Below are 12744 nucleotides of genomic sequence, written 5' to 3' on the forward strand. Positions count from 1 at the left end.
TGTAGTGAAAAAATATCCCCATTTAAAGTATACTAAAAAATTTAAATTGTTCATATATTATGAATTTACTAGAGGACATGCTTTCTTCACATTTTCTTTCTCAAAATGGCGATTTGGCGGGCTTTTTCACCGAGAAAAGCATTTTGTTCGCCACACGAATAAAAAAGAGGTACGATATCAAAGGGACAAATATCCTAGGTGCTGACATAAAATCTCTACAAATCCGACAATAATCAGTCACAATTTCAGCCTGATTTTAGGTATATTGATCTTTTTTTTTGGGCTGAATCGTTGTAAAGTAATGATATTGAATCATTTCTATGACAGCCGCTGTCCCCCAGGGTGTACAGGCTGATATTTCAATAGTTTTGACGAACTTGTGAAACATTGAGCAAATATATCATTTTTTGTGAAATACCGAGCAATGATTTCACTATGTTTGTGAAATGTTGAGCAATTTACCAGATTGGAGGAAAAACATCATGAGTGAGTTGGTATTAGCCCGCATTCAATTTGCATCTACAACATTGTTTCACTTCTTGTTTGTGCCTATGTCTATCGGGCTTGTGTTTATGGTTGCTTTGATGGAGACGCTTTATGTTGTCAAAAAACAAGAGGCCTATCTCAAAATGGCTAAATTTTGGGGGCATCTCTTTTTAATTAACTTTGCTGTCGGCGTCGTCACAGGGATTCTTCAGGAATTCCAGTTCGGATTGAACTGGTCTGATTATTCCCGTTTTGTCGGGGACGTATTTGGGGCTCCGCTTGCGATTGAAGCGCTTTTGGCGTTTTTTATGGAGTCTATTTTTATCGGATTATGGATTTTCGGCTGGGACCGTTTATCTAAAAAAGTGCATTTGCTTTGCATTTGGCTTGTATCCTTCGGAACGATTATGTCATCTTTCTGGATTTTGACGGCAAACTCATTCATGCAGGAGCCGGTCGGCTTTACGATTAAAAACGGCCGCGCGGAAATGAATGACTTCGGAGCGCTTTTGACAAACCCTCAGCTTTGGGTTGAATTCCCTCACGTCATTTTCGGAGCGCTTGCGACGGGTGCTTTCTTTATCGCCGGTGTCAGCGCATTTAAATTATTGAAGAAAAAAGAAGTGCCTTTCTTCCATAAATCTTTCAAGCTTTCGATGATTGTCGGTCTGATCGCCGGTATCGGCGTTGCGTTCAGCGGACACATGCAGGCTGAGCATTTAATGGAATCGCAGCCGATGAAAATGGCCGCCAGTGAAGCGCTTTGGGATGACAGCGGTGATCCTGCCGCGTGGACGGCTTTTGCGAATATTGATACGAATAAAGAAAAAAACACATCAGAAATTTCAATTCCTTACGCACTCAGCTACTTGGCTTACCAGAAGTTCAGCGGCAGTGTGAAAGGGATGAAAACACTTCAAAAAGAATATGAAAAAACGTACGGAAAAGGCGACTATATCCCGCCTGTCAAAACGACGTTCTGGAGTTTCCGCATTATGGCGGGAGCGGGCGCGCTTATGATTTTTGCCGCGATTGCAGGCTTTATTCTGAACCGCCGCAAAAAGCTTCATACGAGCAAGTGGTATTTACGGGGCATGATCGCACTGATCGCATTCCCGTTCATTGCGAACTCTGCCGGATGGATTATGACTGAAATCGGCCGCCAGCCGTGGACGGTTATGGGGCAAATGACAACCGCACAATCCGTTTCGCCTAACGTAACGACGGGATCTCTGCTGTTTTCAATTATCGGTTTCGGCGTCATGTACTTGATTTTAGGCGCGCTGCTTGTTTTCCTATTCGTTCGTGAAATTAAAAAAGGTGCGGACCATGATGATCACAAGGATGTTCCTGTATCAACGGATCCGTTCAGTCAGGAGGTCTACCATGGGGTCACTTCATGATCTTTGGTTTGTACTCGTTTCAGTTTTGTTTGTCGGATTTTTCTTTTTAGAAGGTTTTGATTTCGGTGTCGGCATTTCGACCCGATTTCTTGGCCATAATGAATTAGAACGCAGAGTGCTGATTAACACCATCGGCCCGTTCTGGGATGCGAATGAGGTATGGCTGCTGACAGGTACGGGAGCGATCTTCGCGGCATTCCCGAACTGGTATGCGACGATGCTGAGCGGATATTATATTCCGTTTATCATCATCCTTCTTGCTTTAATGGGCCGCGGGGTGGCGTTTGAATTCCGCGGAAAAGTGAATCATTTAAAATGGGTCAAAACATGGGACTGGGTGATTTTCTTCGGCAGCCTTATCCCGCCGTTTGTATTCGGCCTTATCTTCACAAGCTTGTTCCGCGGCATGCCGATTGACGGCCATATGAATATGCATGCGGGTTTCTCAGATATTGTGAACGTGTATTCCGTCCTTGGCGGAGCAGCCGTCACCCTTCTTTCATTCCTGCACGGTTTAATGTTTGTCACACTGCGCACGATCGGTGATTTACAAGAGCGTGCGAGAAAAATGGCAAAACGCGTAATCGGTGTTATCTTTCTTGTTGTACTTGCTTTCTTTGCAATGTCTGCATACGATACGGATATGTTTACACGCCGGGCAAACATCACGATTCCGGTATTCGTGCTGATTGTCATCTGCAACGTTCTTGCTGTTGTGTTCATGAGCAAGAAAAAAGACGGCTGGGCATTCGGTATGACCGGCGCGGGTCTTGCTTTGACAGTTGCGATGATTTTTATCTCTCTGTTCCCGCGCGTCATGGTCAGCTCGCTGAAAAGCGCGTATGACTTAACAGTAGCTAACGCGTCATCCGGTGATTATTCACTTAAAGTCATGACAATTGCCGCACTGACTCTGCTGCCGTTTGTCATCGGCAGTCAGATCTGGAGCTATTATGTCTTCCGGAAACGCGTCAGCCATAAGGAGCCTATGACTTATTAATGGGAAAAGACCTGTTTCTTTATAAAGGAATGAAGCGGATTCTTGCGATCATTACGGGATTAACGATTATACAAACGGCCGCCATCATCTTGCAGGCGGAATGGCTGAGCCAGGCGGTAACCGGATTATTTAACGGGAAGCGGATTGCTTCTCTTTATCCGGTTATCGGCTTTTTCCTGCTTGCGTTTTTGGTCCGGCATGCGGTAACAGCGGTCCGGCAGAAAATCGTATACCAATATGCCGCGCAAACCGGCGCAGACTTAAGAAAAAGATTTCTTGAGCAATTGTTCCGTCTCGGCCCCCGCTTTGCGAAAAAAGAGGGGACAGGCCGGATGGTGACGCTGGCGATGGAAGGCATCAGCCAGTTCCGCCGTTATTTAGAGCTGTTTCTGCCGAAAATGGTCAGCATGGCGATTGTGCCGGCGGCCGTTGTTATTTACGTGTTTTTTCAGGATAAAACATCGGCTTTGATTCTGATTCTTGCGCTTCCGATTTTGATTGTATTTATGATTCTGCTCGGACTTGTCGCACAGAAAAAAGCCGATCGCCAATGGAAGTCCTATCAGACGCTTTCCAATCATTTCGTGGATTCGCTCCGCGGACTGGAGACATTGCGGTTTTTAGGATTAAGCAGATCACACAGTAAAAACATCTTTCATGTCAGTGAGAGATACCGCAAGGCGACGATGAGCACGCTCCGGGTCGCGTTTTTATCATCATTCGCCCTGGATTTCTTTACGATGCTGTCGGTGGCGACAGTGGCGGTGTTTCTCGGCCTGCGGCTGATAGACGGACAAATTCTGCTCGGTCCGGCATTGACAGCGCTGATTCTCGCGCCTGAATATTTTCTCCCGGTCCGCGAAGTGGGAAATGATTACCACGCGACGTTAAACGGGCAGGAGGCGGGGAAAACCATTCAAGCGATTTTGGCGCAGCCCGGTTTTAAAGAAGAAAAGCCGCTCGAACTTGATACGTGGACTGACGGGGATGAATTACAGCTTGCGCGTTTGTCCGTCCGAGAATCGATGTCTGAATTTCATCTGTCCTTTAAAGGGAAGAAGAAAATCGGGATTATCGGGGAAAGCGGTGCGGGAAAATCGACACTCATTGATGTGCTGGGCGGCTTTTTAGAGCCTGCGTCCGGTGAGATCAAGGTAAACGGTGAATCCCGCTCGCATCTTCAGTCGGACGGCTGGCAGAAGCAGCTGCTTTATATTCCGCAGCATCCGTACATTTTTGATGACACGCTTATGAATAATATCCGGTTTTATCATCCTGATGCTTCCCGTGAGGAAACGGCGCGCGCTGCTGATTCAGCGGGTCTTTCCGGACTGATCCGCGATCTGCCCGGCGGCCTTGACGGCCGGATCGGCGAGGGCGGACGGGCGCTCAGCGGAGGGCAGGCTCAGCGTGTCGCGCTGGCCAGAGCCTTTTTAGGAAACCGGCCGATTCTCCTTTTGGATGAGCCGACCGCTCACCTTGATATTGAAACAGAATATGAAATAAAAGAAACGATGAAAGACCTGTTTGAAAACAAACTTGTCTTTCTGGCCACTCACCGTCTTCACTGGATGCTTGAGATGGACGAAATTATCGTGCTTGATGACGGCGCGGTGGCGGAAATCGGCACCCACGACGAATTGATGGCGAAACAAGGCGTATACGCCAAACTTGTAAAGGCGCAACTGGGGGAAAGAACATGAGAAAAGAAGAATGGATTCTGCCGTATATAAAGCAAAATGCCCGTTTGTTTGTTCTTGTGATTTTTTTAGGCGCGGTGACGATTTTTTCGGCGGCCTTTCTCATGTTCACTTCCGGTTTTTTGATCTCTAAGTCGGCGACAAGGCCTGAGAATATCCTGCTGGTGTACGTTCCGATTGTGGCCGTGCGGACGTTCGGGATTGCCCGTTCAGTCTCACGGTACGCCGAGCGTCTGACGGGACACCATATCATTTTGAAAATCGTGTCCGACATGAGGGTGCGGCTTTACAATATGCTGGAGCCGGCCTCGCTCATGCTTTCATCCCGTTTTCGGACGGGCGACATGCTCGGCATTTTGGCTGAGGATATTGAGCATTTGCAGGATGCGTTTTTAAAAACGATTTTCCCGGCGGTTTCCGCTTTGCTGCTGTATGCGGCATCCGTTATCGGACTCGGCTTTTTTTCCTGGCCGTTTGCCGCTTTTGCGGCGATTTACCTGTTTATATTGGTTGTATTGTTTCCGGTTGTGTCGCTTCTTGTGACGAGAGCGAAAAACATAAGGCTGAAAAGCGGCCGGAATACGCTCTACAGCCGGCTGACAGATGCCGTGCTCGGCGTGAGCGACTGGATGTTCTCGGGACGACAGGCGGCCTTTATTTCCTCTTATGAAGAGAAAGAGAAGGCATGGTTTGACCTTGAAAGCAAACGTCAGCGGTTTACGAGATGGCGTGATCTCGCCGCGCAATGCCTCGTCGGCGGTTTCATATTAATCATGCTGTTCTGGACGGCGGGTCAGTATGCGGACGGCAGCATCGCCAACACGATGATCGCGGCCTTTGTGCTTGTCGTATTTCCATTGACGGAGGCGTTTCTGCCCCTTTCGGATGCGCTGACGGAAGTGCCTTCTTATCAAGATTCCATCAAAAGAATGAGTAAGGCGGCTCCGGAGCTGCGAAGTCGTGAGGTGAAGCAGACCGATGAGAAACTGGATGTATCCGATGTGACACTTACATTTGATAACGTGACGTTTTCTTATGATCAGCACAGTCATGTGCTTGACCGTTTTTCCTTCACTCTCCGCCAGGGGGAAAAAATGGCGCTGCTCGGCAGGAGCGGCTCCGGTAAGTCGACCTCTCTCGCTTTAATTGAAGGCGCCTTAGTTCCCGATTCGGGCAAGGTGATGCTGAACGGGCTGGAAACTGCGGCCGTGCAGGAGCAGATTTCCTCAGCGGTGGCCGTTTTGAATCAGAAACCTCATCTCTTTAACACGAGCATTATGAACAATATCCGGCTCGGAAACGGCAAGGCGAGTGATGAAGATGTTAAGCGTGCGGCTCGGCAAGTGAAGCTGCATGATTATATTGAATCACTGCCTGACGGATATGAAACGTCCGTGCAGGAGACGGGGATTCGTTTCTCAGGCGGGGAACGGCAGCGGATCGCGCTTGCCCGTATTCTGCTCCAAGACACGCCGGTCATTATCCTAGATGAACCGACGGTCGGCCTTGATGCGGTCACTGAACGTGAATTGCTTGATACGATTTTTGATGTTTTTAAAGAGAAAACGATCCTCTGGATTACACACCATTTAGCGGGTGTGGAAACAGCTGATAAAATCGTCTTTTTAGAAAATGGAAAAGCAGAAATGGAAGGAACCCATCAAGAACTGCTTGCAGAAAACGAACGGTACCGGAAGCTTTACCGTCTTGATGTTCCGATCAGAACATAAACAGCCGCAAACGAGCGGCTGTTTTTTTTGTGCGGTTTAAAATCTCTTCTTGTTTGGAATATAAATAGGAGACAGAAGAGGAGGTACAGAGATGAATATAATAGATTGGACGGAACAGGATGTGAAAGATACGCTGCCGAAACGGGAGGCGGACAGCCATAAAGGAACGTTCGGGACGGCGTTATTGCTGGCCGGGAGCGATGACATGCCGGGAGCCGCCCTTCTGGCCGGATTGGGTGCGATGAGAAGCGGTGTCGGCAAGCTCGTCATCGGTACATCGGCAGGCGTCATTCCGCTTATCGTCCCGGTGCTGCCGGAAGCCACGTACTGGCGGGACGGGTGGAAAAAAGCCGCGGCGGGCCAGCCCGGGGAAACCATCCGGGCCGCTGCCATCGGGCCGGGCCTTCCCCAAACAGACGAAGTGCAGCAGGCGGCTGATCAGCTGCTTTCTGGCGATTATCCCGTCATACTGGATGCGGGCGCCATTACGAAAAGAACCTATCCGAAGAGGAAAGCTCCCGTGATCTTGACGCCTCATCCCGGCGAATTTTCCAGAATGACAGGCCTTCCGATTCAAGAGATTCAGCAGAACAGAGCGGAATATGCCGCGGAATGGGCGGAGCGGCTTCATGTCACGATTGTCCTGAAAGGAAACGAAACCATTATCGCTTTTCCCGACGGGGAATGCCGCAGGAATACAACCGGAAACGGCGCGCTTGCAAAAGGCGGGACCGGCGACACGCTGACGGGAATGATTCTCGGCATGCTGTGCTGTCATCAAGACCCGAAGCATGCCGTATTGAACGCCGTCCGCCTTCACGGCGAATGTGCGGAATTATGGACGAAAGAGCGCTCCGCCCATACCTTATTGGCGCACGAACTTTCTGAACTGCTGCCGCGTGTATGGAAGGAATATGAATAAAGAAAAGGCGTCTTCATAGGGAAGGCGCCTCTTTTTGTTTTAACCTTGATTTCATCAGGACATAATACAGCAGCGACGGAACGGCCAGGCCGATGACCCAGGCAATGTCGCCTCCGCCGAATATTTCAGCGAGCGGCCCGATGTAAAAGGAGGTATTGATGAACGGGATTTCTAATATAATCGACAAAACGAAGGCGGCCGCTGTAATCCAATTGACCCTGCCGTATTGCCCGTTGACGTCAAACATCGATTTGACGTGGTATTTTCCGCGGCGGATAAAATAGTAATCCACGAGGTTGATCGCCGTCCATGGAATTAAGAAATAACTGATGAAAAAGATGAAATTTAAAAACAGTTCCATGAAATTGCTTTGGCCCAAGAGACTTAATACAGTACCCGCTGCCGTCACACAAAGGATCATTACCACTCTCGTTTTCGGCGTCACCTTCAGTTTTAAAAACGGCTCCAAGGTAGTCGTGGTTGACATAAAGGCTCCGTATAAATTAAAGACGTTGATCGCCATTTGCCCGAACAGGACGATGATCAGCATAATAAAGGAAAACGGACCGAACAATCGGACAATCTCATTTCCCGCATTAGCGGTAAATTCCGGGAGCGCCGTCGTCAAAATGGCGCCGAGAAGCATCATCCAGATGGAACTGACTGACGTACCTGCATAGCTGTACCAAAAAGTATGCGATGCCGGTGTTTTGACCGGCAGATAACGGGAATAATCTGCGACATATGGCGCGTATGCCAGCTGCCATGTGGCCACCGCGCTGACCGCCACTAGAAAAACAGGCAGATCTAATGAGCCGGGCACCCAGCTTCCTGAAGGAATCGGCAGTTGAAAAATAAGAATTGTTGCAGCAAAAAAAACGGCAAAGGAGGTCCAAGAGAGGATTTTCTGCATTTTGTGAATCAGATCATGACCGTAGATCGTGAGTAAAAAACAGATGGCGCTTAAGCCGATAATACACCATGAAGCCGGAATCGGGACAAAGCTGCTCAGTGTACCGGCTGCGAGAATCGTACTGCTCGCAAAGAAGCCCAGATAGATAAACATGACCAAAAAGAGGGGCAGAATCGCTCCGATCACGCCGAATTGCGCGCGGCTTTGAATCATTTGCGGAATTCCGAGCTGAGGTCCTTGTGCGGAATGAGACGCCATAAAGATTGCGCCGATAAAGGTTCCGATTATAATGGCGGCGATACTCCAAAAGAGATCGAGTCCCATTGTAACGGGCAGTGTGCCTGTGACTAACGTCGTAATATGCATATTAGCCCCGAACCAGACGGGGAATAAATCTTTAGCCTTTCCGTGTCTTTCGTCATGCGGAATATGTTCAATCGTTCGCCTTTCTACTTTCAATAGATAATCTCCTCCGTATGTTCTTCTTTAACATAAAGACATAGCTTAACAGATTGACCTGCCGTTTACAAATTCCAGCATGCAGGAAAAACATTGTAAAGCCTCGCTGACAGCCGTTCAAAGTTTTTTTTGAAAAACGGTACAAACACTGCCGCCAAAACGATTTGCCAGGGGTTAAAAGGCATGGATACGCTTACTGACTAATATGTATGAAGGAGAAATGTGTCAATCTTTTGACGAATGGAACCATTATTCGTTAAGCTGAAAGAATAGTTTACTTTGTGTAAATTTCATTAATGAAAAGGGGATTGATGATATGTGTACAAGTCTTACATTGAAAACGACAGACGGTAATCACCTATTGGCGCGAACGATGGATTTTGCATTTCAGCTCGGTACGGACGTCGTGCTTTACCCTCGTCAGTACAGCTGGAAAAGCGAAGCTGACGGCAGGATGCATAAGACGAAATACGCATTTATCGGCATGGGGAGAAATCTCGGCAATGTTCTGTTTGCCGACGGCGTAAATGAAAAAGGGCTGTCGTGTGCGACGCTGTATTTTCCGGGCTTTGCGGGATACGAGAAAGCGGAACGGGAGGGCACCTGTCACATCGCTCCTCATGAGTTTGTCACCTGGGCCTTATCAAACTGTGACTCTCTTGAAGACATAAAGGAAAAGCTCTCAATGCTGACGATTGTAGAGAAGAAGTTAATGTTATTGGATGCGGTGCTGCCTCTTCATTGGATTTTATCAGACCGCACGGGCAGCTGCATTGTCATCGAGCCGACACCGGAGGGAATGAAAGTATATGACAACAAACCCGGAGTGATGACCAACAGTCCGGAATTCCCTTGGCATGTGACCAATCTGCGCCATTATATCGGAATCAGGCCGCAGCAGTCAGAAAGCAAAACATTGGGCGGAATGACATTAACCGCTTTCGGCCAAGGATCTGGAACGATCGGGCTTCCCGGTGATTACACGCCGCCATCCCGGTTCATCAGAGCCGCTTATCTGAAAGAGCATTTAGAGCCTGCCGCCCATGAAACGGATGGCGTTACGGCCGCTTTACACGTGCTGTCCAATGTGAATATTCCAAAAGGCGCGGTGATCACAGAGGAGAATGAAATTGATTATACGCAGTATACGTCGGTCATGTGCTGTGACACCGGAAACTACTACTTTCATCTGTACGACAACCGGCAGATTCACAAAGTAAGTTTATTCCATGAAGATCTTGACCGTCCGGAGCCGAAAGTATTTGCGGCCGCGGCGGAGCAGAATATACAGGAGCTGAATTAGCTCAAAAAAAAACAGGACGCGATTGTCCTGTTTTTTTATTTAATACGGATCAGACGGATGGCTTTCCTGTTCAGCCTGTTTTGCGGCTTGTGCCGTATCAGTAGTGCCGATCGGCCCGCCGCTGCTGCTTTCGGAGGCTTTTTTCAGCCCTTCCGCAACACGTTTTCCGTAGTCCGGATCTGCTTTTGTGAAATTCTCAATCATTTGATCCTGAATGTCTTTCCGGCAGGAAGAAAGCGTATTGACCAGGTTTGTGATCAATTCGTTCCGTTCAAATTCCGAAAATCTGCGGTATGTTTCTCCGGCCTGGCCGAAATTATTCGGCCGGTCGATCGCTTCCCGCTTCACATCGCCTTCGACATGAGGTGTATGGTCTTTCCCATCCTGCTTTGCTTCGGTGAGTCCTCCCATAATGGACGGCTCATAGTTGACGTGCGGGTTTTGTCCTTCTGCCCGATCGACACGATACTGCATTTGCCCGCCTTCCTGGTTGGTGGCGACATGCTTTTTCGGCGAGTTGATCGGAAGCTGCAGGTAATTTGCGCCGACGCGGTACCGCTGGGTATCTGAATAGGCGAATGTCCGCCCCTGAAGTAATTTGTCATCTGAAAAATCAAGGCCGTCCACAAGCACGCCCGTTCCGAATGATGCTTGTTCCACCTCGGCATGGTAGTTTTCCGGGTTTTTGTTCAGAACCAATTTACCGATCGGCTTCCAAGGGAAATCGTCTTTATACCACAGCTTGGTCGGATCAAGCGGATCAAAATCCAGCTCGGGATGCTCGTCATCAGTCATGATTTGCGCATACACTTCCCATTCAGGATAATCGCCTTTTTCAATCGCTTCATACAAATCCTGTGTCGCATGGTTAAAGTTTTTCCCCTGAATCTCTTCCGCTTCCTTCTGTGTCAGGTTGCGGATGCCCTGTTTCGGTTCAAAGTGATATTTGACGAGCACGGCTTTTCCTTCTTCATTGACCCATTTGTAGGCATGGACGCCTGAGCCCTGCATCTGCCGGTAGTTGGCCGGGATGCCCCACGGCGAAAACAAGAAAGTGATCATATGAGTCGCTTCCGGTGATTGGGAAATGAAGTCGAAAATACGCTCGCCGTCCTGAATGTTCGTAACGGGATCAGGCTGAAATGCGTGCACAAGATCCGGGAACTTCAGCGGATCACGGATAAAAAAGATTTTCAGGTTGTTGCCGACCAGATCCCAGTTGCCGTCTTCGGTATAAAGCTTAACGGCAAAACCCCGGGGATCACGCAATGTTTCCGGGGAATGCTTCCCGTGGTTGACGGTAGAAAACCGCACAAACGCCGGAGTTTTCGTTCCTTTCTTTTGAAACACTTTCGCTCTTGTATATTTAGAAATCTCCTCGTCTCCAAAACTTCCGTACGCCTCAAAGTATCCGTGTGCGCCGGCGCCGCGCGCGTGAACGACGCGCTCGGGAATCCGTTCGCGGTCAAAGTGGCTGATTTTCTCCAAAAAATCATAATTCTCCAATGTCGTCGGTCCTCTATTGCCGACTGTCCTGACATTCTGGTTGTCAGTGACCGGATGGCCCTGCCGGTTTGTCAGCGTGTCTTCTGACTCGCCTTTACCGGTCGTCTTACTGGAAAGCGTTTCTTCGCTGTTTTTGTTATTTTCCATTGTTGAACCCTCCTTTTTGAACGGTAACAATATGCCCAGCAGAGCCGTTTTTTAAAACCGATTTTCAAAAGAAGCGGTTATTCCGCGATCGGCGTCAAGGACCCGCCGTTCCATATTTCGCCCTTGTTCAGCGTCCAGCTGTTTTGATAAAGGCTTTGCGCGCCTTGATTGGCCGCCGGACTTAATTGTTCATCCCATGTCAAAAAGTACGTGGTCTGAGGGTATTTTTGCCTGATCGCATTAATAAAAGCAGCATAATCAAAGCTTCCGATATTGCCGGACGGACCGGTTTCGGCAAAGGCAAACGGTTTTTTCAGAGACAGCATTTCATCATAGCCTGATATCGCATACGGATCAGTGAAGTAAGCGTCCAGACCGGTAATATCCACATAAGATGAGCCTGGGTAGAAGTCTGTTTTAAAGTCTCTGTTGGCATCCGGCGAATACACCCACAAAAGGTTATCCAATCCTCTTGTTTCTGTCATATAGCGGTATATCTTCTTGTAAAGCTCTTTGTACAGCGAGATTCTCTCCGTGTCTTTTTGGTTGTAGCCTGTCAGCCCCCACCAGAACCACTCGCCGTTCATTTCATGCAGCGGTCTGAACAGAACGGTGACGCCTTGATTTTTCAGCTGAGTAAGGCCGTCGGCGATTTTGCTGAGCAGCGCCTCAAGCCGTTTTCCTTCCACAGTTGAAGGGTCCAGGATGTTTTTGTACTGGCTGTTTGAGATGGCCGTTTTATAGTTTCCGGATGGAAAGGCCGGATTTGCGAGATGCAGGCTGACCTGAGGGAGGCCGCCGCTTTTCCAGTATGAGATTAAGCTGCTGTTGCAGCTGTAATCGATAGTATCGGTGATATCCGCTGTTTCCAGCCACCCTCTCCCATAGTCACAGCCGTAGATGGCGGGAGACTGTCCCGTCGCGTTTTTCAAGCGGTTTTCCTCTGTCATTGAAAAAGTGACATCGCTGTAGCCGCCGAACGCTCCGGACATGACCCTGTTTTCTGAACGGTTGGGCAGGTGCGCCAGCCAGTTCATGATATCTTTTGTCGTCTGCTGGGCATTTGGGTTGACGGGATAAACGGTGTGAGCCGATATCGGACTGGCGGCTCCTAAGAGTAATAAAACGATAGACAGGCAGACTGCTAACTTTTTAAGCATATAAAAGACCTCCTG

General features: G+C 48.7%; 9 protein-coding genes. 6 read left to right on the forward strand and 3 right to left on the reverse strand.

Going from position 1 to position 12744, the window contains the following annotated elements:
• Positions 1-482: 482 nt before the first annotated feature.
• The 5 genes from ACWJJX_RS06060 to ACWJJX_RS06080 all read left to right on the forward strand — a co-directional run bounded on the left by ACWJJX_RS06060 (position 483) and on the right by ACWJJX_RS06080 (position 7241).
• A complete protein-coding gene (locus tag ACWJJX_RS06060; RefSeq protein ID WP_003150828.1) occupies positions 483-1889 on the forward strand; it encodes a cytochrome ubiquinol oxidase subunit I in 1407 nt (468 codons plus the stop codon).
• A complete protein-coding gene (gene cydB / locus ACWJJX_RS06065; RefSeq protein WP_003150830.1) occupies positions 1873-2889 on the forward strand; it encodes a cytochrome d ubiquinol oxidase subunit II in 1017 nt (338 codons plus the stop codon). The genes ACWJJX_RS06060 and cydB overlap by 17 nt, the downstream gene beginning before the upstream one ends.
• A complete protein-coding gene (gene cydD, locus ACWJJX_RS06070) occupies positions 2889-4592 on the forward strand; it encodes a thiol reductant ABC exporter subunit CydD (RefSeq protein WP_070082577.1) in 1704 nt (567 codons plus the stop codon). The genes cydB and cydD overlap by 1 nt, the downstream gene beginning before the upstream one ends.
• A complete protein-coding gene (gene cydC, locus ACWJJX_RS06075) occupies positions 4589-6319 on the forward strand; it encodes a thiol reductant ABC exporter subunit CydC (protein WP_077723035.1) in 1731 nt (576 codons plus the stop codon). The genes cydD and cydC overlap by 4 nt, the downstream gene beginning before the upstream one ends.
• Before the next feature lie 91 nt (positions 6320-6410).
• Complete coding sequence (locus ACWJJX_RS06080) at positions 6411-7241, forward strand: NAD(P)H-hydrate dehydratase (RefSeq protein WP_454022825.1); 831 nt, start codon at positions 6411-6413, stop codon at positions 7239-7241.
• A gap of 13 nt (positions 7242-7254) precedes the next feature.
• On the opposite strand, the gene ACWJJX_RS06085 is transcribed toward ACWJJX_RS06080, so the two are convergent.
• Entirely contained in the window at positions 7255-8613 is a 1359-nt protein-coding gene (locus ACWJJX_RS06085) for a purine-cytosine permease family protein (RefSeq protein ID WP_014306090.1), read from the reverse strand.
• A 316-nt stretch (positions 8614-8929) separates the two neighbouring features.
• Here ACWJJX_RS06085 and ACWJJX_RS06090 point away from each other — a divergent pair, with 316 nt between their 5' ends.
• The gene (locus ACWJJX_RS06090) at positions 8930-9916 is read left to right on the forward strand and encodes a choloylglycine hydrolase family protein (protein ID WP_454022826.1); all 987 of its coding nucleotides are present in this window, start codon (positions 8930-8932) and stop codon (positions 9914-9916) included.
• A 39-nt stretch (positions 9917-9955) separates the two neighbouring features.
• Here the strand turns inward: ACWJJX_RS06090 and katX are convergent, their stop codons facing one another.
• Together katX and ACWJJX_RS06100 are read right to left on the reverse strand one after the other, a co-directional pair.
• Positions 9956-11569 carry a catalase KatX gene (katX, locus tag ACWJJX_RS06095; protein WP_077723034.1) on the reverse strand — a complete coding sequence of 538 codons (1614 nt, stop codon included), beginning with the start codon at positions 11567-11569 and terminating at the stop codon, positions 9956-9958.
• Positions 11570-11646: 77 nt separating this feature from the next.
• The gene (locus ACWJJX_RS06100; protein ID WP_077723033.1) at positions 11647-12729 is read right to left on the reverse strand and encodes a glycosyl hydrolase; all 1083 of its coding nucleotides are present in this window, start codon (positions 12727-12729) and stop codon (positions 11647-11649) included.
• Between the last annotated feature and the right edge of the window lie 15 nt (positions 12730-12744).

The sequence above is a fragment of the Bacillus sp. YH3-2-B2 genome, from assembly GCF_053663335.1.

Excerpts from the sequence above, each read along its gene's own strand:
- cydD (WP_070082577.1), top strand. The coding sequence starts at position 2,889 with ATGGGAAAAGACCTGTTTCTTTATAAAGGAATGAAGCGGATTCTTGCG.
- cydB (WP_003150830.1), top strand. The coding sequence starts at position 1,873 with ATGGGGTCACTTCATGATCTTTGGTTTGTACTCGTTTCAGTTTTGTTT.
- ACWJJX_RS06090 (WP_454022826.1), top strand. The coding sequence starts at position 8,930 with ATGTGTACAAGTCTTACATTGAAAACGACAGACGGTAATCACCTATTG.
- ACWJJX_RS06060 (WP_003150828.1), top strand. The coding sequence starts at position 483 with ATGAGTGAGTTGGTATTAGCCCGCATTCAATTTGCATCTACAACATTG.
- ACWJJX_RS06080 (WP_454022825.1), top strand. The coding sequence starts at position 6,411 with ATGAATATAATAGATTGGACGGAACAGGATGTGAAAGATACGCTGCCG.
- ACWJJX_RS06100 (WP_077723033.1), bottom strand. The coding sequence starts at position 12,729 with ATGCTTAAAAAGTTAGCAGTCTGCCTGTCTATCGTTTTATTACTCTTA.
- katX (WP_077723034.1), bottom strand. The coding sequence starts at position 11,569 with ATGGAAAATAACAAAAACAGCGAAGAAACGCTTTCCAGTAAGACGACC.
- cydC (WP_077723035.1), top strand. The coding sequence starts at position 4,589 with ATGAGAAAAGAAGAATGGATTCTGCCGTATATAAAGCAAAATGCCCGT.